We start from the raw sequence: 21,874 nt of genomic DNA, 5'->3' as shown, positions 1-21,874 counted from the left end.
CAGCACCGTCAAACCTTGCGAACGGCACTCTCGCCAGCCGCTTGCGCCGCAGGACTGCGGCCGGCCTTGCCCAGCCAGACCAGGCCCAGACCGCCTGCAGCCAGCGCAGCGCCCACCAGCGGCACGGCCGCATATCCCAGGCCCTGACCGATGACGAAGCCGCCCAACGCAGCGCCCACCGCATTGCCCAGATTGAATGCCCCCACATTGACCGATGAAGCCAGGCCCGGCGCCTGCGCTGCGGCCTGCATGACCCGCATCTGCACTGGCGGCACGATGCCAAAGGCCGCAGCGCCCCAGACCACCAGACCGATGGCCGCCCCCAGATGGGTGGTCATGACCAGCGGCAGCAAGGCCATGATGATGGCGAGCAGCGCCAGAATGATCTTGGTGGCACCGTCCAGCGACCAGTCGGCCAGCTTGCCGCCCAGCGTATTGCCCAGCGTGAACCCGATGCCGATCAGCACCAGGGCAAAGGCCACAAAGCCGGGGCTGGCGTGCGTGATCTCGGCCAGCACGGGTGCCACATAGGTATAGAGCGCAAACATGGCGCCGGCCCCCAGCACCGTGGTGCCCATGGCCAGCAGCACTTCGGGGCGTGCCAGCACCTTCAGTTCGCGGCGCACGTCGGGGCGTGTGCCCGGTTCGCCCTTGGGCAGTGCCAGCCACAACGCAGCAATGGTGATCAGGCCCAGCACGGCCGTGCCGCCAAAGGCCAGGCGCCAGCCCACTTGCTGGCCGATCCAGGTCGCGGCGGGCACGCCACCGATATTGGCAATCGTCAGGCCCATGAACATCGCGGCAATCGCGCTGGCCTGCTTTTCCCTGGGCACCACGCTCGCTGCCACCACGGCACCGATGCCGAAGAAAGCGCCGTGGTTGAGACTGGTGACCAGGCGCGACAGCAGCAGCGTGGTATAGCCCGGGGCAAAGGCCGACAGTAGATTACCCATGGTGAACAGCACCATCAGGCCCATCAGCGCAGCCCGTTTGCCAAAACGGCTGAAAAGCAGCGTCATGACCGGAGCCCCCAGCATGACACCCACGGCATAGGCCGAGACCAGCATGCCCGCCGTGGGAATGCTGACCTGCACCCCATCGGCAATCACGGGCAGCAATCCCATGGGAGTGAACTCGGTCGTGCCAATGGCAAAAGCGCCAACGGCAAGGGCAAATAAGGCGGCAGATGATTTCATAGCCCGCAGTGTGCCGGCTTCATCTTTGCCGATTAAGCCCTGTATTCAATAAATTCTCTTGAATTGAATTCAAAAATAGAAATACTCACGAAACCATCACCGGCAAGCTGCAGCCTGTTTCGGCCGGGATGCTCAGATGGCATCTTGCAACTGCCGGGGACTGCCGATCTACTCCACCGCCCGCATGCAGGCACAGCCGGAAGAACAGCGCCAGACCGCGCAGCCGCGTCGTGGCAGCCTGCAAGTTGCAGGCTCTGTGTTGCTGCCGCCGTTAAAACCGAGGTCTGGCAAATCGGGCTGCGGAAAAATCACCGACGCTCCAGGCTCGCTGCAGCCTCTACCGGCTGGCCGAAAGACCGCTGTCGGTCCGTGCTTTGCCTCGATCCGTTGCGTCCATGCCACCATTTGTGCGCCACCGCTCCATGCAAAGCCAATGCCGCCCACAAGAGGCAGCCACCGGACCGAGCCCGTAAACCCATAAAAAACAGATACTTGGAAGAATTCCAGCCAATTCGCTGCACTTCATGACAACCCGAAGCGCACGCACCGCCCATAAATCCCTCACAATCTGCACCCACTGAACGGCAATGAGTGTCATCGCCGATCGCGCACGCCGCGTTGTTATCCCAGGGCCGGCCGTGCAGAACCACAATAATGCAAGCCATGACAACGGCCTTAGCCAGCCTGTTTCCCCTTGTCATGTCCTGCCAGAAAATCTCGTATTCATGAGCGACAGCGAATCCACTGCAGCAACCGGCCAGTTGCACCGTTCCCTCAAGGCCCGTCATATGTCGATGATCGCCATCGGCGGCTCCATCGGTACCGGCCTTTTTGTCGCCTCTGGCGCAACCATCTCCCAGGCAGGCCCAGGCGGCGCCTTGCTGGCCTACATGATCGTGGGCCTGATGGTCTATTTCCTGATGACCAGTCTGGGCGAGATGGCCGCCCACATGCCCGTCTCCGGCTCTTTTGCCACCTATGGCGCCAAGTACGTGGATGAAGGTTTCGGCTTCGCGCTGGGCTGGAACTACTGGTACAACTGGGCCGTGACCATTGCAGTGGATCTGGTGGCCGCACAGCTGGTGATGGCCTACTGGTTCCCGGGCACCAACGGAGTGCTCTGGAGTGCGCTGTTTCTGGCCCTGATGTTCGGCCTCAACGCACTGTCGGCCAAGGGCTTTGGCGAATCCGAATTCTGGTTCGCCGCCATCAAGGTGACCACGGTGCTGGTCTTCATTGCCATCGGCGTGCTGATGATCTTCGGCATTCTGCAAGGCGGCGCACCTGACGGAATCTGGGGCAATATTGCCAACCTGAGCACGGGCGACGCCCCGTTTGCAGGCGGCTTTGCGGCCTTGATCGGCGTGGCCATGGTGGTGGGCTTTTCCTTCCAGGGCACGGAGCTGATCGGTATCGCCGCCGGCGAGTCCGAAGATCCCGCCAAGAATGTACCCAAGGCCGTGCGCAAGGTGTTCTGGCGCATTTTGCTGTTCTACGTCTTTGCCATCCTCATCATCGGCCTGCTGATTCCCTACACCGATCCCAAGCTGCTGCGCAACGACCTGGGCGATATCGCCGTCAGCCCATTCACGCTGGTGTTCGAGCGTGCCGGCCTGCTGGGCGCCGCCGCCGTGATGAATGCCGTGGTGCTGACCTCGGTGCTGTCGGCCGGCAACTCCGGCATGTATGCCTCCACCCGCATGCTCTATGCGCTGGCCAAGCAAGGCATGGCGCCCAAGGTGTTCGCCCAGGTCAACACGCGTGGCGTGCCCGTGCTGGCCTTGATCGCCACCACCGTGATCGCCGCCCTGTGCTTTCTGACCAATATCTTCAGCCCCGAAGTGGTCTACATCTGGCTGCTGAATCTGTCCGGCATGTGCGGCTTCGTCGCCTGGCTGGGCATTGCCATCAGCCACTATCGTTTCCGCAAGGGCTGCGAGGTGCAGAACTACGATATGAACCAGCTGCCCTACAAGGCAGCGGCCTTCCCCTTCGGTCCCATCTTCGCCTTTGTGCTGTGCCTGATCATCACCCTGGGCCAGAACTACGAGAACCTGATCAAGGACCAGATCGACTGGGTCGGCGCCATTGCCACCTATATCGGCCTGCCTCTGTTCCTGGCCATCTGGTTTGGCTACAAATGGGTCAAGGGCACGCGCATCGTCAAATACTCGGAAATGGATCTGAACGGCTCTCGTTAATACCTAGTCATTTTTGATCCCCCCTAAGGGCAGCACCGGCAACGGCGCTGCCCTTTTTGCATCATGGGCCGGCCCCGGACGCTGCCGATTAGTCTCAACAGACGATTCATGTCATGACAAATATCTGAAGAATCGATGCTCGCAGGCAAGAGCCTGCATGGTTTTCACCAGGGAGGAGAGCAATGAAAAACAAGACGATGAATATGGCGCTGCTGCTGTGCATGGGTTTGCTGAGCGCAGGTGCAGCCTGTGCCAAGGTTCCCGCCGCCGAGGCCGACAAGCTGGGCAAGGAGCTGACCTGCACGGGCGCCATCAGGGCCGGCAATGCCGACGGCAGCATTCCGCCCTTCACGGGCAAGATCCTGGGTGTGCCGCCCGGCGTCAAGTTCACCAGGTCCGTGGGACAGTTCCAGCCCGATATCTATGCCCACGAGAAGCCGCTGTTCGAAATCACGGCCGCCAATATGGCGCAGTACGGCGACAAGCTCAGTGAAGGCCAGAAGGCGCTGCTTGGCAAATTCCCTGCCAGCATGCGCATTCCCGTCTATCCGGGCCACCGCGACTTCCGCTATGACGACGATATCTGCGCCGTCGCCAAGCGCAACGCTCAGGAAGCCGAAATCACCAACGACGGCAACGGCGTCAAGGGCTATATGGGCGCCCTTCCCTTCCCCATTCCGAAGAGCGGCGTGGAGCTGCTCTGGAACAACCTCATGCCCAGCCGCGCCAGCACCGAAGAGGTGGAACGCGACATGGCACTGGTGGGCGCAGGCGGTGATATCGCCTGGGGCCGCACCAGCTACATCCAGCTCAGCCGCTATGACTCCAAGGAAAACCTGGGCAAGCCCAACGAAGGCAAGTACGCCTATGTGACCAACTTCTCCATCCTGCCCGAGCGCGAAAAAGGCGGCGTGATCCTGTCCATCGAGCCCATGAACTTCGGCACGGACAAGCGCCTGGCCTGGAACTACGACCCCGGCACCCGCCGCGTGCGCCAGCTGCCCGAGTTCGGCTATGACCAACCCTCCCCGGGCACCAGCGGCAAGGCGACCATCGACTCCGAGCGCCTGTTCAACGGTGGCTCCGAGCGCTATGAGTGGACCATGCACGGCAAGCGCGAAATGTTCGTTCCTGCCAATACCTTTCGCATCAACCAGCCGCTGAAGTACGCCGATCTGCTCAAGCCCGGCCACCCCAACCCGGCCTACACCCGCTATGAGCTGCGCCGTGTCTGGGTGCTGGAGGGCAAGCTCAAGCCGGGCTTTCGCCACCTGTACTCCAAGCGCGTGATGTTCATCGACGAAGATACCGGCCACGCCGTCTCGGGCGACTTCTACGATGCACGCGGCCAGCTGTGGCAGCACGCCGAGATCAATTACTACTATGCCTACGACATCAGGAAATGGCATGCAGGCACATCGTTCTACTACGACCTGAATGCCGGCTCCTATGTGAGCATGAATCTGGTCCAGGAGCGCCCCAAGGCGCCGATCCTGGGCAAGGACAACCTCAAGCCCAGCCAGTACACCCCCGAAGCGATCCGCAATCTGGGCAACTGATAGACGACAGGTGGCTCAGCCACCGCACGCACCGCACCAAAGGGGGCAAGGAGAGGCCATGAGCCTCTCTTTTTTTATGGCTGCTCCAGCGCCCGAAACTGACACGCCCCCCCGCATAGGCCCGGGCAGCGTGCTAGGATGAAACACGGCGCCGGCATTGAAAACCATGGCGGCTGACGCCGTTTTTCTGTCTTCGAGTCGATTTCAACGTGAGCATCATTCACAAGCAGCCAGCGCCCCACCCGGTCACCTGGCAAAGTCCGGATTCATCGGCCATCCGCCGACACCCTTGCCGCCATCGATGCCATGCGGGCCCGGTTCGGACAACACGTCCCGAGTCCCCCCCTCGACCCAGGTCGCAGCCTCGCCCTGTTTTAATCTCTGCACAACAAAGCCAGACTAAGCTTGCAGACGGTTTAGTTCGCCGCAATCATGACTTCCATGCAATCCCTGGCCCGATGGCTGCCCTTTCTCGATTGGCCCAAACCTACTTTCGGCCTGCTGCGCGGCGAATTCTGGGCCGGCCTGACCGTGGGCCTGATGCTGCTGCCCCAGGGCGTGGCTTACGCGGCACTGGCCGGCATGCCACTGATCACCGGCATCTACGCCTCCATCATTCCGGCCGCGGTGGCCATTCTCTTCAGCCCCTCGCCACGGCTCGGCGTGGGGCCGACGGCGCTGAGCGCCTTGCTGATCGGCGCCTCCCTGACCGGCATGGCCGAACCGGGCTCGGCCCAATGGGTGGTGCTTGCGGCATGGATGGCGATTCTTTCCGGCCTGGTGCAATGGAGTCTGGGCGTGGTGCGCGCAGGCTGGCTGCTCAACCTGGTCACCTCCCCCGTACTGGCAGGTTTCACCCAGGCAGCGGCCCTGCTGATCCTGGCCTCGCAGCTGCCCACCCTGCTGGGCATGCGTGCTGACTGGTCCACCGTCTGGCACTCGCCGTCCATCTACCTGTTCAGCATCCAGTCCATCGCCTACGGCCTGGTCAGCATGGCTCTTCTGATGCTGGCCAAGAAATGGCGTCCTGCCTTTCCCTCTGCCATTTTCATCATCGGCCTGAGCGGCTTCATCAGCTGGATCACGGGTTTTGCCGATGCGGGCGGCTCCGTGATCGGCCACCTGCCTGCGGGACTGCCCAGCTTCCAATGGCCCGGTATGCTGGACTGGGAACAGTTCGGCGCCCTGGTCATGCCGGTGCTGGTCATCTCCCTGGTCAGCTTTCTGGAGACGGCCTCCAGCGCCCAGGTCGAGCATCAGCAGGCCGGCACACGCTGGAACGAGAACCAGGATCTGATTGCCCAGGGCCTGTCCAAGATCAGCGCCGGCCTGTTCGGCAGCTTTGCCACCAGCGCCTCGTTCTCACGCTCGGCGGTCAATCTGCTCGCCGGTGCCAAGACCGGCTATGCGAATGTCTTTTCCATTTTGCTGGTGGTGGTGGTCGTGCTCTGGTTCATTCCCTGGCTCTACCATGTGCCTCAGGCCACGCTGGCAGCCATCGTGATCACTGCCGTGCTCAACCTGGTCAAGCCCAGCGCGATCCTCAAGCTGTTCAGGGTCTCCAAGGTGGAAGCCAGCATCAGCGTCGCCACACTGGTGCTGACCATCGTCACCGCCCCGCGCATGTACTGGGGGGTGTTTGCGGGCATCATGCTCAGCCAGGCTTACTACCTCTATCACCACCTGCACCCGCGCATCATCGAGATCGGCGAGCATCCCGACGGCAGCCTGCGCAGCCGCCAGCTCTGGCAGTTGCCCGCCCTGGCGCCCAATGTGGTGGCCCTGCGCATGGACGCAGACCTGGACTTCGCCACGGCCACGGCCCTTGAGCGCTACGCGGCCGACGCACTGCAGCAGACGCCTCAGGCCAAAGACCTGGCGTTACTGATGCAGTCCATCAACAGCATCGACATCACCGGCGTCGAGACCTTTGCCCGCCTGGAGCGCATGGTTGCCCTGCGCGGTGGCCTGCTGCATGTGGTGGGGCTGAAATTGCCTGCCGAGCAACGGCTGGAGCGTGCCGGCCTGCTGCACCAGAGCGGCAGCCCCATCAGGCTCTACCGCACGGATGCCGACTTTCTGCGAACGCTTGGCAATTTCCCCACAGAACCGCGCCCTGTCAACGCTGACGAAAAGCCTACACCCACAAAATGATAAGGGTCGCTGCTACACTGACGGCCACCATTGATAGCTTGTCGTGACCTCATCCGCCCCCCATCAATCCGTGTTCCTGCGCGATCTGCGCCTTGCCACCGCACACAATCTGGTGACTCGCGCGGGCGGTGGCGATATCCGTCTGCCCACCGACACTCCCACCCATTACCTGCAAGCCCTGATTGATGGCTTGTGCGCTCTGTCATTGCGCGACCCTCTCACGGGACTGGCCAACCGCCGCCATTTCCGCTCCGTGATCGAGCGCGAAATCGACCGCGTGGCCCGCTCGGGCGAGACCGCCCTGCTGCTGATGCTGGACATCGACCACTTCAAGCAGATCAACGACGAGCACGGGCATATCGCCGGCGACATGGTGCTGCAATCGGTGGCACAGACGCTGTCGGAAATCATTCGCCCCATGGACACGCTGGCGCGCTTCGGTGGCGAGGAATTCGCCATAGTGCTGCCGGTCTGCCCCGCGCATCAGGGCCGTGCGGTCGCCGAGCGCCTGCGCCAGGCCATCGAAGACAACTCCATTGCGGTGTCCTCGGGTCAGATGCTGAAGGTCACCGTGAGTATCGGCGGGGTCTATGCCCAGCAATGGATTCGCAGCACGGCGCAACTGTGGACCGAGCGTGCCGATCGCCAGCTCTATCTGGCCAAATCGGCAGGCCGCAACTGCGTCTGCGTCGAGGAACCGCCCGACAGTACGGTGAGTGCCGAGGAAAAAAGCCTGCTTTTCAGCCCTTTGCATGCTGCCTCTTTAGACGAAAATGTTTCCGACAACACAGCACCAGACGTAAACACCGACGCCGCAAGCCAGGTCATAACGCCTTGAGACGATGGACACCTTGGCCCCTCACCCTACTTTGCCCGCTCATATATCCATGGAAGATGCCCTGCGGGCGCCTGGCCGCACCAAGCAGGCCCACATCATTGCCGTCACCAGCGGCAAAGGCGGTGTCGGCAAGACTTTTGTCTCTGCCAATCTGGCTGCGGCTCTGACGCGTCATGGCTTCAACGTGCTGGTACTGGACGCCGATCTGGGCCTGGCCAATCTGGACGTGGTGCTCAACCTCTATCCCAAGGTCACGCTGCACGATGTGTTCACGGGCCGCTCCACGCTGGAAGATGCGATTCTGACCACGCCGGGCGGCTACTCCGTGCTGCTGGCCGGCTCGGGCATGATCGAGTATTCACGCCTGACGCCCGAGATTCGCTCCCAGTTCATGCGCACGGTGGAGTTGCTGCGCCCGCGCTACGACATCATCCTGCTCGACACCGGCGCCGGCATCTCCGACGTGGTGCTGTTCTCCGTCTCTCTGGCCACCGAGGTGCTGGTCGTGGCCACGCCCGAGCCCACCTCGCTGACCGACGCCTATGCAGCCATCAAGGTGCTGGCCCTGCAGCAAAAGCGCCAGCAGATCCGTCTGGTCATCAACCAGGCGCAACGCCCTGGCGATGGCCGCGCCATCACGGGCCAGCTGCAGCAGGTACTCAACCGCTTCGTGACCACCGATTCCGGCCAGCCGCTGCAGCTGACCCACTGGGGCGATATTCCGGTCGACTCCGCCGTGCGCGAAGCCGTGATGCGCCGACAGCTGCTGCTGCAGGCCATGCCCGGAGCACCCGCATCCCTCGCAGTGGCACAGCTGTCCAATAAAATCAAGGCAGAGCTGACGGCCCCGGTCTGAGCTGCATCACCGTCGATGCAGCAGCCGCGCGGCCGCCCCCCCGGATATCGACGTGGCCGACATACTCAACATCTCCTGCTACAAATTCACGCCCCTGCCTGATGCCGAACAGCTGCGCCAGACGCTGCTGGAGCGCGCCCATGCCCTGAGCCTCAAGGGCACGGTGCTGCTGGCCGAGGAAGGCATCAACTTTTTCCTGGCCGGCCCTGCCGATGCCGTACGCGGCTTTGTCGAGCAGCTGAAGCAAGACCCGCGTTTTGCCGACCTGACTCCCAAGGAAAGCTGGTCCGAGACCGTGCCTTTTCGCAAAATGCTGGTCAAGGTCAAGAGCGAGATCATCCGCATGGATCATCCCGCCATTCGCCCCGCCCATGGCCGGGCGCCTTCGGTCAGCCCGGTCACGCTGCGCCGCTGGCTGGAGCAAGGCCATGACGACGAGGGCCGCGAGGTGGTGACACTGGACACGCGCAACGACTACGAAGTGGACGAAGGCGCGTTTGCAGGCACGATCGACTGGCGACTGAGCAAGTTCACCGAATTCCCGCCGGCACTGCGCCAGCACAAGGATGAATTCGCCGGCAAGACCGTGGTCAGCTACTGCACGGGCGGCATCCGCTGTGAAAAGGCCGCCATCCTGATGCAGGACGAAGGCATCGAGAACGTCTATCAGCTCGAAGGCGGCATCCTCAAGTACTTCGAGGAAACCGACGGCAAGTTCTACGACGGCGGCTGCTTTGTCTTTGACGGCCGCGACTCGCTGGGCACCGATCTGTCGCGTACCGAGCTGGTTCACCCCCGCCCCATCAAAAAGCATCTGATGGAATAAGCCGGCCTGTCTGGGCGACTCTCAAAAAAAGAGCGGCTAGCGCTTGCCATCAAAGGATTTCAGATACAAATCAATCTGAAATCCAAGATAGAAAAGCGATAGCCGCTTCTTATTCAATAGCAGATCGAGGCTGCTTATCTTGCCCAGCGTGCTGCAGCGCTGGCCACGCGCTCGCCGAACTGGCGTGCGGTCTCCAGATCGCCAGCGGCCATCTCGCCGGCCGATGCATCCGAGGGCGACTGCGCCATGGCGCCGCTGAAGCTGCCCATCCAGTTCACATCATTGCGCTGCGCGGCCTTGGTGTTCGAAGGCAGCAGGCCCAGACCCACCCAGACGCCGCCATGCTGCATGGCCAGGTGGTAGAAATAGTCGAGCGTTGCCTGCTTGTCGCCCTGCACACTGGCGCTGTTGCTGAAGCCGGCGAACAGCTTGTCCTTCCAGGCCTGGGCAAACCAGGCCTTGGACGAGGCGTCGGCAAACTTCTTGAACTGCCAGCTCGGTGCCGCCATATAGGTGGGAGCGCCAAAGACGATGGCATCGGCCGCGGCCAGCTGCTCCCAGCCGCCGTCTGGCAGATTGCCGTCGGCATCGATGGCCAGCAGCTGCGCGCCCGCGCCCTGCGCCACCGACTGCGCCATGCGCTGGGTATGGCCGTAGCCGGAGTGGTAGACCACAACGATAGTGCTCATGATTTCTTCTTTCTTGCTTGTGTCGGCGCGGCCATCCGCGCCGCCATCCTGTTTCTTTGCCAAATAAAGGCCCGCCGGATTGACACCCGGCGGGCCTTGTCTTGCGAGAGCACGCTAGCTTATCAAAGCCTTGGCTGCCCGCACGCCTTCGGGCGAAGCGGCGGCCTGAATCAGCTCTTGCGACCGTCCATGCTCCAGGCGCCTGCCCCATGGGCGGCGTAGCCAAGCAGACCACCGACCACGGCGATGTTCTTCCAGAACAGCAGCTGCTGCATCATGGCGGCTTCGGCGGCCACGCCCCAGAAGTTATGGAAGAAAAAGCTGGCGACGAGGGTGAAAAAACCCAGGATCAGGGCCGCCCAGCGCGTATGCCAGCCCAGCAGGATGGCCAGACCGCCGAGGATCTCGATCACCAGGCCCACCGCCACGGCGACCTGGGGCATGGGCATGCCCACCGATGCGGCATAACCCACCGTGCCGGCAAAGCCACTGATTTTCTGGAGGCCCGCCGGCAGGAACAGCAGGGCGATCAGCACCCGCCCCAGCAGGTCCAGAGGATTTCTGAATTGATTCAACATTGAAAACTCCCGTCATGGCGACCAAGGGTCGCGTTGGCTCATATCCATCATCACAACCCTTGAAATCGTCAGACCCAAGGCTCCAGATCAAACACCAGAACTTCCGCAGCCCGCCCATTTGCAAGGCGCAGGCGCTCCTCATTTTCAATAAGTGCAGCGTCGCCGCTTGTCAGCTTTTGTCCATTCACGTCCAGCTCGCCGCGCACCAGGTGCACATAGGTCTTGCGACCGGCTGGCAGGGGCACATCCGCAGCCTCCCCGACGTCGAACAGGCCGGCGAACAAGCGCGCATCGGCATTCATGCTCACCGACCCCTCGGCTCCATCCGGCGAGGCCACCAGGCACAGGCGGCCGCGCTTTTGCGGCTCGCTGAAGGTCTTTTGCGCATAGCCGGGCTCAATGCCGGTGCGCGCCGGCAGCAGCCAGATCTGCAGAAAATGCGTGGTCTGGTCCTGGGCATAGTTCTGCTCGCTGTGCACCACACCCGAGCCGGCGCTCATACGCTGCACTTCGCCGGGCAGGATGGGGGTTTCATTGCCCATGCTGTCCTTGTGCGAGAGCGCGCCTTCGAGCACATAGCTGATGATTTCCATATCGCGGTGGCCGTGGGCGCCGAAGCCCGTGCCCGGCGCGATGCGGTCTTCGTTGATCACGCGCAGATTGCCAAACCCCATGTGGCGCGGGTCGTAGTAATCGGCAAACGAAAAGCTGTGATAGGACTTGAGCCAGCCGTGGTCGGCGTAGCCGCGTTCCTGGGATTTGCGCAGAGTCATCATGGTGTGCTTCCTTTCGCTCAAGTGACTGTCTCTATCGGCTCTACTGTAGAAGTCGGCTGCAAGGCTGTGGCTGAACGGCGTTGATGGCATCATTCAAACTGTTTGAATACTCGATCCCACCATGCCCAGCTCCCGCGATGTGCTTACCCCCGACAGCCTGGCCATGCTGCAGGCCATAGCCGAAACCGGCAGCTTTGCCGCTGCGGCACGCTCCCTCGGTCTGGTGCCCAGTGCGCTGACCTACCGCGTACGCCAGATAGAAGATGCGCTCGACGTACTGCTGTTTGACCGCAGCTCGCGCCACGCCCAGGCCACGGAAGCCGGCCAGGCCTTGCTGCACGAGGGTGCCCGGCTGCTGCAGGAGATCGACGCCGTGGCGCACCGCGTCAAGCGCGTGGCCACGGGCTGGGAGCCGCAGTTGACCATCGTCATCGACGGCGCCGTCGCCCGTACGCCCGTCTTCGAGCTGGTCGAAGCCTTTTATGCGCTGACCCCGCCCACCACACTCAAGCTGCGCGACGGCATTCTCAACGGGACGCTGGAAGTGCTGACCAGCGGTCAGGCCGATCTGGCCATTGGCGTGGCGGTCAACACCAGCAATGTATCGGAGCTGCAGACGCGCGAGATCGGGGAGATGGATTTCGTCTTCGCCGTCGCGCCGCACCATCCGCTGGCCAGGCTCGACGAGCCGCTGTCCGACGAGCTGCTGCTGCAGCACCGCATGGTGGCGGTGGCCGACTCTGGCGTGCGCAGCAACACCAGCTTCGGCCTGGTCAACGGCCAGGACGTGCTCACCGTGGACAGCATGCAGGCCAAGCTGGAAGCACAGATACGTGGCATTGGCGCAGGCTTTCTGCCGCGCGGCATGGTGCAGGCCTATCTGGACGCCGGCCTGCTGGTCACAAGGCAGGTACGGCGCGCCAGCCGCAATCTGCGTCTGCACTACGCCTGGCCCGGCCCGGCCCACCGGACGCCCGGGCGCGCGCTGCAATGGTGGCTGACGCAGCTCGAAAGTCCTGCCACGCGCAAGGCGCTCATGGAAAACCATCACCGCCAATAAGCTGCGTCAGCTCACAGCCGACATCCGGGAGGTGTAGAGTGAGTTGCGCTGCAACAATTCAGCAAAAGCAGCACTTGCTATCTTTTGGATAGCTGGCTACGCTAGAACTCAAACGGTGTCGAAAAGGCTTTTTCATGAATGCTTCCCGCACTCGCGCGTCCGCAACTGCCTCTGCTTCTTCCCCCTCCCTGCATCCCGGTGCCAAGCGCATTGCCGTCATCGGTGCAGGTATTGCAGGCCTGGCCTGCGCCCGCACGCTGATGCAGGCCGGACACGACGTTCATGTCTATGAGCGTCTGACCCAGGCTGGCGGGCGCATGCGCTCGGTCAGCGGCCCCTATGGCAGTTTTGACATCGGCGCCCAGTTCTTCACCGTGCGCGACCCACGCTTCAAGCAGGCGCTTGACACCACGCCCGGCAGTCTGCGTGCCTGGAGTCTGAACAGCGTGCAGACCCGCAATGCCCAGGGCCGCAGAGTCGACAAGCACGCACCGGTGCGCGAGACCCACTGGGTCGGCATGCCAGACATGCAGTCCCTGCCCCTGGCCTGGGCCGCTCCGCTGTGGGAGGCCGGACGCCTGCATCTGGGGCAGTCCTTGCGCGCCATGAGCCACCACATTGCCAGTGGCAGCCACCACAGCCGCCATCAATGGTCGCTGATGCTGGACACCGAGGACCACGGCCCGCAGATTGCCGCCGACTTCGACGCTGTGGTGCTGGCGGTGCCGGCGCCCGTGGCAGCGCAACTGCTGCAGACCGCGCCGCAGGGTGCGGCCCTGGCCAAGACCCTGGCCCCCGTGGAAATGGCCCCCTGCTGGGCCATGACGCTGTCCTACCCCATGGCGGCTCAGGCCGGCCTGACCACGCTGGGCCCGCAGTGGAATGCGGCGCGCAGCACGCATGAGCGCGTTGCCTGGGTGGCCCGAGAGTCTTCCAAGCCCGGCCGCGCCCAGACCGAGCGCTGGACGATTCATGCCAACCCGCTCTGGTCCAACGAGCACCGCCATGACGACGCCACGCGTGTGCTCTCCAAGCTGCAAAAAGCCTTTGGCGAGATCACGGGCATCCGCGTCGCACCGCGCCATGCCAGCGTCTACCTTTGGCAGCATGCCCAGACTCTGGCGCCCCTGGGCAGGCCCTTCAGCCACGATCCCTCGGTAGGTCTGGGCCTGTGCGGCGACTGGTGCATAGGTCTGCGCGTGGAAGATGCTTTTGTCTCGGGGCTCGAAATGGGCCTGGCTCTGGCCTGAGCCTGCTGCGCACAGGGCAAGGGGCGTAAGATGGCGTCCCTCATGACTGCGGCCCTCTCCCGTCCCTTCACCAGCGCCCCCAGTGCGGGGCCATACATCGGGCGTTTTGCCCCCTCTCCCACCGGACCGCTGCATGCGGGCTCCCTGGTCGCGGCACTGGCCAGCTGGCTGGATGCACGCGCTCACCAAGGCCGCTGGCTGATTCGCATCGAAGACATCGATCCGCCACGCTGCCAGCCTGGCGCCGACCAGGAAATCCTGCGCCAGCTGGCCGCCTGTGGCCTGCACTCCGATCTCCCCGTGGTATGGCAGTCGCAGCGCCATGCTCTATATGAAAAAGCGCTGCGGCAGCTTCAGGCGCAAAACATGGCCTACGCCTGCGGCTGCACGCGCAAGGACATCGAAGCCGCCTGGCAGGCAAAGGGGTTGACTCACGAGCGGCATGTGGAGCGCCCCTACCCCGGCACCTGCCGCCATGGCCTGCAAGGCAAGCCCGCCAGGGCCTGGCGCTTTGCGCTGGAGCAGCAGGTACATGAACTACAAGAGAATCAACCCAGCACTCCTGCCCAACAAGCGCAAGCAGCTACGCAAAGCATAGCGATAAGGCAAGCTTACCTGGAAAGCGTGCGCCCTGTGCTGCACTGGCAGGACCGGCGTCTGGGCCCGCAGCAGCAAAACCTGATCACCAGTGTGGGCGACTTTGTGCTGCGCCGGGCGGACGGGCTCTGGGCCTACCAGCTGGCCGTGGTCGTTGACGACGCCGAGCAAGGCATCACCGACGTGGTGCGCGGCGAAGACCTGGCAGACAACACTCCGCGCCAGCTCGTGCTGCAACGCGCCCTGGGCCTGCCTCGGCCGCGCTATCTGCACACGCCGCTGGTTTGCATGGAAAGCGGAGAAAAGCTCTCCAAACAGCATGGCGCACCCGCCGTGGATGTCAGCCAGCCACTGAGCGTGCTGTCTGCTGCAGCGCAGCAGCTGGGCCTGCCACAAGCGCCTGCGGCCACTACTGGCAGCAACGAAAGCCCCGCAAGCGCCTTGCCTTTGGCGCTGGACTTCTGGCTTCAATGCTGGCGCCAAACCTACAATATCGCCCCGTGACTTCTTCTATTCCAACACCTACTACCGATATGGCCGAAAACGTGCCAGCCGCTGACGCATCCGCAGCATCCCAAGGCCAGGCGCCCGAAGGCGTGGCCTATCCCAAGACCATCAAAAGCTATGTGCGCCGCGCCGGCCGCACCACCACGGGCCAGGCCAAGGCTTTCGAGGAGCTGGGTCCGCGCTTTCTGCTGCAATACCAGAAGGCCCCGCTGGACGCCGCAGCCGCCTACGGTCGCGACGGCAAGCTGATTCTGGAGATCGGCTTCGGCATGGGTGAAGCCACGGCCCATATCGCCCGTGTGCGCCCCGACGACAATTTCCTGTGCTGCGAAGTGCACGAGCCCGGCGTGGGCGCGCTGCTCAAGCGCATTGGCGAGCAGGAGATCGAGAACATCCGCATCCTGCAGCACGATGCCGTGGAAGTCATCGACAACATGCTGCCCGAAGCCTCGATCGACGGCGTGCACATCTTCTTCCCCGATCCCTGGCACAAGAAAAAGCACAACAAGCGCCGACTGATCCAGAGCCCCCTGATCGCCAAGCTGGCCGCTCGCATCAAGCCCGGTGGCTATATCCACTGCGCTACCGACTGGGAGCCCTATGCGGTGCAGATTCTGGAAGTGCTGAACGCAGAACCCATGCTGCAGAACACGGCTGAGAACTACGCCGAAAAGCCCGACTACCGCCCACTGACCAAATTCGAAAACCGCGGCCTCCGCCTCGGTCATGGCGTCTGGGACCTGGTGTTCAGGAAGAAGTAACCCCCTGAGGCGCTTTGCGCCTTCCCCCTTTTCTCTACGCGCTTCGCGCTAAGGAAAGGGGGACGACACCCTCGGTGCGGGGCGGCCCTTCCTCGGTGTCTCCGACTTGGGTTATGCCAGTTTCCAAGGGTTCGCTCCAACAATAAAAAACGCTCCTCATCGAGGAGCGTTTTGTTTTGGGGCAAGGCAGCCTGGACTGCCTTTTGGTGCTCGCCTTACAGGCGCTCAGCTCAGAGGCGCTCGGCCACCCAGGCCTGCACGCTGGCCAGCGCTGCGGGCACGGCTGCGGCGTCGGTGCCGCCGGCCATGGCCATATCGGCCTTGCCACCGCCCTTGCCGCCCACTTGCTGGGCCACAAAGTTCACCAGCTCGCCGGCCTTGACCTTGGCAGTCTCGGCCTTGGTCACGCCTGCGGCCAGTTGCACCTTGTCGCCATCCACGGCAGCCAGCACGATCACGGCCGCGCCCAGCTTGTCCTTGAGCTTGTCCATGGTGTCACGCAAGGTCTTGGCGTCCGCTCCTTCGAGCTTGGCTGCCAGCACCTTGACGCCATTGACGTCTGCGGCCTGCGTGGCCAGCTCGTCGCCCTGGCTGGATGCCAGCTTGCCCTTGAGCGCAGCGATTTCCTTTTCCAGTGCCTTGATCTGATCCAGCGCACCGCCGATGCGGTTGGTCAGCTCGGCTGCAGGGGCCTTGAAAGCGGCCGCAGCCTGGTCCACGGTGGACTCCAGCGACTGCAGATAGGCCAGCGCGTTCTCGCCGGTAATGCCTTCGATACGGCGCACGCCAGCGGCCACGCCGGATTCGCCCACCACCTTGAACAGGCCGATGTCGCCGGTACGGCTGACGTGAGTGCCGCCGCACAGCTCGCGGCTGGAGCCGATGTCCAGCACGCGCACGGTTTCGCCGTACTTCTCGCCGAACAGCATCATCGCGCCGGTCTTCTGAGCCGATTCGATATCCATCACGCGCGCATCGGTGGGGGTGTTGGCCAGCACCTCGGCATTGACGCGGGCTTCGATCTCGCGGATCTGCTCGGCCGTCACCGGGGCGTTGTGTGCAAAGTCGAAGCGGGTACGCTCGGCATTGACCAGCGAGCCCTTTTGCTGCACATGGCCGCCCAGCACTTCGCGCAAGGCCTTGTGCATGATGTGTGTGACCGAGTGGTTGCGCATGGTCGCAGCGCGCACGGCGGTATCTACCTGTGCTTCAACGGCATCGCCCACCTTCAGGCTGCCGGCTTCCAGCACGCCGTGGTGGCCGAATACATCGGCCTTGATCTTGAGCGTGTCTTCCACGGCAAAGCGGTTGCCGCCCGCGGCAATCACGCCCTGGTCGCCGACCTGGCCGCCGGATTCTGCATAAAAAGGAGTGGTGTCCAGAACAACCACGCCGTTTTGACCAGCCTTCAGCTCGGAAACAGATACACCGTCAGCGTAAAGCGCTACGATTTTTGCAGATTCCGCCAGCTTGTCGTAACCCACGAAGGTGTTGCCCTGTCCGGTGTACTCCAGCGCGCGGTCCATCTTGAACTTGCCGGCTGCGCGGGCAGTTTCCTTCTGGTGCTGCATGGCGGCGTTGAAACCCGCCTCGTCCACCGTCACGCCACGCTCGCGCGCCACGTCGTTGGACAGGTCCAGCGGGAAGCCGTAGGTGTCATGCAGCTTGAAGGCCACATCGCCGGGCAGCACCTTGACGTCGCCGGCCAGCGCGCTGTCCAGGATTTCCATGCCGTTGGCCAGGGTCTCGAAGAAACGCTCTTCCTCGGCCTTGAGCACGCTGGTGATATGCGCTTGCTGCTCCTTGAGCTTGGGATAGGCATCGCCCATCTGCACCACCAGGTCGGCCACCAGCTTGTGGAAGAAGGGAGTCTTCTGGCCCAGCTTGTAGCCGTGACGGATGGCGCGGCGGATGATGCGGCGCTGCACATAGCCACGACCTTCGTTGGAAGGAATAACGCCGTCGGACACCAGGAAGGAGGTCGCGCGGATATGGTCGGCAATCACCTTCAGCGAAGGAGTGCTCAGATCTTCGATGTGGGTTTCGCGGCCGGCAGCCTTGATCAATGCCTGGAACAGGTCGATCTCGTAGTTGCTGTGCACATGCTGCAGGATGGCAGCCAGGCGCTCCAGGCCCATGCCGGTGTCCACGCAGGGTGCAGGCAGCTTGACCACGGAGCCGTCTTCCTTCATGTCGAACTGCATGAACACGTGGTTCCAGATCTCGATGAAGCGATCGCCGTCTTCTTCAGGCGAGCCGGGAGGGCCGCCGGCAATGTGCTCGCCGTGGTCGTAGAAGATTTCCGAGCAGGGGCCGCAGGGGCCGGTGTCGGCCATCATCCAGAAGTTGTCGCTCTTGTACTTGCCGCCCTTGTTGTCGCCGATGCGGATGATGCGCTCGGCAGGCAGGCCGATGACGTTCTTCCAGATGTCATAGGCTTCGTCGTCTTCGTGATAGACCGTGGCCAGCAGCTTCTCGGCGGGCAGGCCGAAGACCTTGGTCAGCAGCTCCCAGCCCCACTCGATGGACTCCTTCTTGAAGTAGTCGCCGAAGGACCAGTTGCCCAGCATTTCGAAGAACGTGTGGTGGCGCGCGGTGTAACCCACGTTTTCCAGGTCGTTGTGCTTGCCGCCGGCGCGCAGGCAGGCCTGCACCGATGTTGCACGGTTATAGGGACGCTTGTCCGTGCCCAGGAACACATCCTTGAACTGCACCATGCCGGAGTTGGTGAACATCAGCGTCGGATCGTTGCCGGGAACCAGCGAGCTGGACGCGACAACCGTGTGGCCCTTGGAAGCGTAGAAATCCAGGAACGTCTTGCGGATGTCCGCAACGGAAAAAGTGGGTGTACTCATGGTGTTTGGTATGAAGACGCCTGCATGACGCCTGCGATCAGTACGGCCCGGCGCTGCTTTTTCAGGAGCTGCGCAGACAGGCAAATCAGCCGAACATTATAGGTTTGCGGCTACATACCCGCGCGGCCTTGTGCCGATAACAGCGATCATGAATTTTCATGCGTTGCATTAATGTCTTCCTCATCGGCTTGCGGATAATCGGCAACCACTATGAGCGACACACCCAGAACCGAGACTTCCAAACCCGATGCCCCTGCCAAAAACCGCCTGGTGGTCTGGCTCATCGCCCTGCCCGTGATCATCTTTGGCGCGCTCATGCTCATCGGCCAGTTCATGGACGATCCGCTAAGCAAGCAGCGCTGGACGGAAGCCGAAACCATCAAGATCTGCTGGAAGCAGACAGCCAAGCCCGAGGCCGAACGCAAGACCCAGGAGTTCAAAACCCCTCAGGACTGCGAACGCCTGGAGTTCGACTTCAAAACCCGCTACGGCGAAAACCCCTGAAGCAGTTGCGACGGGGCAAGCCCGGGCCCCGAGCATGCGTCCTGCGTCGCCGAGAGACTTACTCTTCGCCCCAGTCTTCGCCCGCGCCCTCTTCCTCTTCTGCAGCGGCCAGAGCGATCATGCGATCGAAGGTCTCGATGATTGCAACGCGACGGTCCTGCTTGTAGCCCTCTTCCGGCTCCAGTTCGTCGATGCTCTGATCCCAGGCCTGCAGATAAGTGGCTTTCCATTGCTCCAGCGTCTGCAGATCCGGCCACAGCGGATGCATGCCGCCCTCGGCCATGGCGCACAGCAGCTCGATCCGGCAGGGAACCAGATCGGACTCGGACTCGCCCGCCTGCAAGGCCTCGGGCGAGTCCAGGGCCTCGGCAATTTCATCGATGAGCTGGCCCGTGATATCGGCCAGCCAGTCCAAGGCGGTGTCGTTATCGAAATTGCCGTGCGACCAAGTGCCCATGACCAAACTCCTTGCTGCGATATGTCAGTAAAGCAAGGCCCAACATAGCAGGCCTTGATGTCAGAACTGTGTCAATCCGGGCAGTCGATCCAGGCGCGGCAGGTCAACGGTTGCGGTTTTTCATCGCACGCTCCACCTCGCGCTTGCCTTCGCGGTCCTTGATCACGTCGCGTTTGTCATGCTCGGCCTTGCCCTTGGCCAGGGCAATCTCGCATTTCACGTAACCGTTTTTCCAGTGCAGATTGATGGGCACCAGGGTGTAGCCCTTTTGCTCGACCTTGCCGACAAGGCGCTTGATCTCGTCCTTTTTCAAGAGCAGCTTCTTGATCCGCGCCGAGTCGGGATTGACGTGGGTGGAAGCGGTCTTTAGCGGGTTGATCTGGCAGCCCAGCAGGAACAGCTCGCCGTCCTTGATCAGCACATAGCCATCGGTGAGTTGCACCTTGCCGCTGCGCAAGGCCTTGACCTCCCAGCCGTGCAGCACCATGCCGGCCTCGTGGCGCTCCTCGAAGAAATAGTTGAAAGCTGCTTTTTTATTGTCGGCAATGCGCGACGATGTTTCTGGTTTCTTGGCCATGGAATATTAGTTGCAGGCGGACCGGAGATGAAAGCTCTCCCTACAATACCGGATTGCCGTCTCGCCTCTGAGCGATGATTTTAGTTTCGCATCGCGCCCCTGGGTTGATTGGCCCTGGCCAATTCCCTGCTCTTGCGCCGTGCTGATTGCTCTTTGTTCATGAAAAACGTCAACAAGTCCGTCCTGATCTGGTACAGCCCCGAAGAAATGTTTGCCCTCGTGACGGATGTGGCCCACTATGCCGACTTTCTGCCCTGGTGCGATCATGCCAAGATTCTGGAGCAGGACGCCACCGGCATGACTGCCGAGGTGGGAATTGCGTTCAGCGGACTGCGCAAGTCTTTCGTGACGCGCAACACGAACAGTACCATGGACAACGGCGGCAAGCAGGTCAGCATGCGCCTGGTCAAGGGACCTTTCTCGCGTCTTGAAGGCCACTGGCGCTTTCATCCTGTAGGCGACGGCACGCAGCGCGCCTGCAAGGTCGAGCTGCAGCTCGACTACGGCTTCGAAAACGGTGCCGTAGCCGCCATCATCGGCCCGGTATTTGACCGCATCGCAGGCTCCATGGTGGATGCCTTCATCAAACGCGCCGAGCAGATCTATGGCTGACGCGCCCCCCACGCTGATCGACATCACGGTCTGCATGTCGCCCTGCTCCGGTACCGTGCAGGAAACCTTGTGGCAGCTTCCCGCAGGCAGCACCGTCCAGCAAGCGCTGGACGCAGTGACCGCTTCCACAGCAGCATTGCCGGATGTGCAAGTGCCCGAAGCCTCGGCCGGCATGGTCGGTATCTGGGGCAAGGTCGCGAATCCGGGCCAGGTTCTCAAGCATGGCGATCGTCTCGAGATCTATCGACCGCTGACCGTAGACCCCAAGGTTGCCCGACGCGAACGCTTTGCCCGCCAGGGCGCTCGCAGCGCCGGACTTTTCAAACGCCAGAGAGACGGAGCCAAGGCGGGCTACTAGCGAGCAGCCAGCAGGACTCAAAAAAGCGCCTTCTGACGGCGCTTTTTTATCGAGATTCCGGCGAAGACCCCGGCGACTATTGCGCCGGCTCTGCCATGGGTCCGCAATCGGAAGCGATCACGGCATCGGCTCGCTTGATCTCGGCATCGCGCGTAGCCTCGTCCATGAAGCCGCGCTCGCCGTTGGCATTCACATGCGAGAGCATGCGGCCCGAGGCCAGGGTTGCCCTGGCCTGCTTGGCGCGGTTGCAGTTGTCCTGGCGCTGCTTTTCCTTTTGCAGCTTGTCGGCCTGGACCTTGGCTGCATCCTGCTCCTGCTGCTTGCGCTTCTGCTCTTCCAGCCCCTTGTCTACGCCCTTGTCTGCTGAAGGCTTGGCAGCAGCTGCACCGGCTTCAGGCACGGCCACAAGCGCCGCAGGCTTTGCGCCACCGGGGCTGCGCAAGATATTCTTAGCAGGGATATCCGCAGGCGGCGCCCGGTCGCTGAACACCTTGCGCCCCTGACCATCTATCCATTGCCACTGGGCAATTGCGGGTACCGTGCAACAGGCTATGGCTGCGAACAATGCGAACTTGATGGCGTGCATGGAGTCAATAAGTCTTGGACAGGCGTTGGGGATTCTGGGTCACGAGCCCACATTGTGCGGCAAGTCACAGGTACAAT

The 21,874-nt window shown here is 62.5% G+C and carries 21 protein-coding genes; 13 read left to right on the top strand and 8 right to left on the bottom strand.

What is annotated here, in order from left to right; genetic code table 11:
• Positions 1-8: 8 nt before the first annotated feature.
• Positions 9-1,196 (bottom strand): MFS transporter, encoded by a 1,188-nt coding sequence (locus tag FSY59_RS25185; RefSeq protein WP_148729886.1) that lies wholly within the window; start codon positions 1,194-1,196, stop codon positions 9-11.
• A gap of 725 nt (positions 1,197-1,921) precedes the next feature.
• Here FSY59_RS25185 and FSY59_RS25180 point away from each other — a divergent pair.
• The 6 genes from FSY59_RS25180 (at position 1,922) to FSY59_RS25155 (ending at position 9,630) form a co-directional block, all read left to right on the top strand.
• A complete protein-coding gene (locus tag FSY59_RS25180) occupies positions 1,922-3,397 on the top strand; it encodes an amino acid permease (RefSeq protein WP_148729885.1) in 1,476 nt (491 codons plus the stop codon).
• Between the two features lie 182 nt (positions 3,398-3,579).
• Positions 3,580-4,956 carry a DUF1329 domain-containing protein gene (locus FSY59_RS25175; protein WP_003054757.1) on the top strand — a complete coding sequence of 459 codons (1,377 nt, stop codon included), beginning with the start codon at positions 3,580-3,582 and terminating at the stop codon, positions 4,954-4,956.
• Positions 4,957-5,397: 441 nt separating this feature from the next.
• Positions 5,398-7,110 carry a SulP family inorganic anion transporter gene (locus FSY59_RS25170; RefSeq protein WP_148729912.1) on the top strand — a complete coding sequence of 571 codons (1,713 nt, stop codon included), beginning with the start codon at positions 5,398-5,400 and terminating at the stop codon, positions 7,108-7,110.
• A 43-nt stretch (positions 7,111-7,153) separates the two neighbouring features.
• On the top strand, positions 7,154-7,948 hold the full coding sequence (locus tag FSY59_RS25165) for a GGDEF domain-containing protein (RefSeq protein ID WP_003054753.1): 795 nt from the start codon (positions 7,154-7,156) through the stop codon (positions 7,946-7,948).
• Between the two features lie 4 nt (positions 7,949-7,952).
• Positions 7,953-8,804 (top strand): MinD/ParA family protein, encoded by an 852-nt coding sequence (locus FSY59_RS25160; protein WP_003054751.1) that lies wholly within the window; start codon positions 7,953-7,955, stop codon positions 8,802-8,804.
• A gap of 52 nt (positions 8,805-8,856) precedes the next feature.
• Positions 8,857-9,630: a sulfurtransferase gene (locus FSY59_RS25155; protein WP_029158405.1), complete on the top strand. Its 774-nt coding sequence runs from the start codon at positions 8,857-8,859 to the stop codon at positions 9,628-9,630.
• Between the two features lie 134 nt (positions 9,631-9,764).
• Here FSY59_RS25155 and FSY59_RS25150 read toward each other — a convergent pair whose 3' ends face one another.
• The 3 genes from FSY59_RS25150 to FSY59_RS25140 form a co-directional block, all read right to left on the bottom strand.
• On the bottom strand, positions 9,765-10,319 hold the full coding sequence (locus tag FSY59_RS25150; RefSeq protein WP_003054748.1) for a flavodoxin family protein: 555 nt from the start codon (positions 10,317-10,319) through the stop codon (positions 9,765-9,767).
• 170 nt (positions 10,320-10,489) lie between these two features.
• The gene (locus tag FSY59_RS25145; RefSeq protein ID WP_019042561.1) at positions 10,490-10,897 is read right to left on the bottom strand and encodes a DoxX family protein; all 408 of its coding nucleotides are present in this window, start codon (positions 10,895-10,897) and stop codon (positions 10,490-10,492) included.
• Between the two features lie 68 nt (positions 10,898-10,965).
• Positions 10,966-11,673, bottom strand: coding sequence for a pirin family protein (locus FSY59_RS25140; RefSeq protein ID WP_148729884.1), 708 nt, complete (start codon positions 11,671-11,673; stop codon positions 10,966-10,968).
• 121 nt (positions 11,674-11,794) lie between these two features.
• Here FSY59_RS25140 and FSY59_RS25135 point away from each other — a divergent pair, with 121 nt between their 5' ends.
• The 4 genes from FSY59_RS25135 (at position 11,795) to trmB (ending at position 15,848) form a co-directional block, all read left to right on the top strand.
• The gene (locus FSY59_RS25135) at positions 11,795-12,733 is read left to right on the top strand and encodes a LysR family transcriptional regulator (protein ID WP_003054742.1); all 939 of its coding nucleotides are present in this window, start codon (positions 11,795-11,797) and stop codon (positions 12,731-12,733) included.
• A 134-nt stretch (positions 12,734-12,867) separates the two neighbouring features.
• Complete coding sequence (locus tag FSY59_RS25130; RefSeq protein WP_003054741.1) at positions 12,868-13,983, top strand: NAD(P)/FAD-dependent oxidoreductase; 1,116 nt, start codon at positions 12,868-12,870, stop codon at positions 13,981-13,983.
• Positions 13,984-14,025: 42 nt separating this feature from the next.
• Positions 14,026-15,084: a tRNA glutamyl-Q(34) synthetase GluQRS gene (gene gluQRS / locus FSY59_RS25125; RefSeq protein ID WP_148729883.1), complete on the top strand. Its 1,059-nt coding sequence runs from the start codon at positions 14,026-14,028 to the stop codon at positions 15,082-15,084.
• A 29-nt stretch (positions 15,085-15,113) separates the two neighbouring features.
• On the top strand, positions 15,114-15,848 hold the full coding sequence (gene trmB / locus FSY59_RS25120) for a tRNA (guanosine(46)-N7)-methyltransferase TrmB (RefSeq protein ID WP_003054735.1): 735 nt from the start codon (positions 15,114-15,116) through the stop codon (positions 15,846-15,848).
• A gap of 230 nt (positions 15,849-16,078) precedes the next feature.
• Here trmB and alaS read toward each other — a convergent pair whose 3' ends face one another.
• Positions 16,079-18,703: an alanine--tRNA ligase gene (alaS, locus tag FSY59_RS25115; protein WP_148729882.1), complete on the bottom strand. Its 2,625-nt coding sequence runs from the start codon at positions 18,701-18,703 to the stop codon at positions 16,079-16,081.
• A gap of 210 nt (positions 18,704-18,913) precedes the next feature.
• On the opposite strand from alaS, the gene FSY59_RS25110 reads away from it, so the two are divergent.
• Positions 18,914-19,207 carry a hypothetical protein gene (locus FSY59_RS25110; protein WP_019042556.1) on the top strand — a complete coding sequence of 98 codons (294 nt, stop codon included), beginning with the start codon at positions 18,914-18,916 and terminating at the stop codon, positions 19,205-19,207.
• A 58-nt stretch (positions 19,208-19,265) separates the two neighbouring features.
• Here FSY59_RS25110 and FSY59_RS25105 read toward each other — a convergent pair whose 3' ends face one another.
• Both FSY59_RS25105 and smpB read right to left on the bottom strand, forming a co-directional pair.
• Positions 19,266-19,664 (bottom strand): DUF4259 domain-containing protein, encoded by a 399-nt coding sequence (locus FSY59_RS25105; protein ID WP_003054727.1) that lies wholly within the window; start codon positions 19,662-19,664, stop codon positions 19,266-19,268.
• 103 nt (positions 19,665-19,767) lie between these two features.
• Positions 19,768-20,241, bottom strand: coding sequence for an SsrA-binding protein SmpB (gene smpB, locus FSY59_RS25100; protein WP_003054725.1), 474 nt, complete (start codon positions 20,239-20,241; stop codon positions 19,768-19,770).
• Between the two features lie 159 nt (positions 20,242-20,400).
• Between smpB and FSY59_RS25095 the strand changes: the two genes are divergently transcribed.
• Together FSY59_RS25095 and FSY59_RS25090 are read left to right on the top strand one after the other, a co-directional pair.
• Positions 20,401-20,853 carry a type II toxin-antitoxin system RatA family toxin gene (locus FSY59_RS25095; protein WP_003054722.1) on the top strand — a complete coding sequence of 151 codons (453 nt, stop codon included), beginning with the start codon at positions 20,401-20,403 and terminating at the stop codon, positions 20,851-20,853.
• Complete coding sequence (locus tag FSY59_RS25090; RefSeq protein ID WP_050874369.1) at positions 20,846-21,211, top strand: RnfH family protein; 366 nt, start codon at positions 20,846-20,848, stop codon at positions 21,209-21,211. The genes FSY59_RS25095 and FSY59_RS25090 overlap by 8 nt, the downstream gene beginning before the upstream one ends.
• 76 nt (positions 21,212-21,287) lie before the next feature.
• On the opposite strand, the gene FSY59_RS25085 is transcribed toward FSY59_RS25090, so the two are convergent.
• Positions 21,288-21,797, bottom strand: a complete 510-nt coding sequence (locus tag FSY59_RS25085) for a DUF4124 domain-containing protein (protein ID WP_043373173.1) — start codon at positions 21,795-21,797, stop codon at positions 21,288-21,290.
• Positions 21,798-21,874: the final 77 nt, after the last annotated feature.

The organism is Comamonas sp. Z3 (genome assembly GCF_008121565.1).
Taxonomy (GTDB): Bacteria; Pseudomonadota; Gammaproteobacteria; order Burkholderiales; family Burkholderiaceae_C; genus Comamonas; species Comamonas brasiliensis.
The sequence above is the reverse complement of the archived record's forward strand: the minus strand, read 5'-3'. Positions and strand labels throughout refer to the sequence as shown.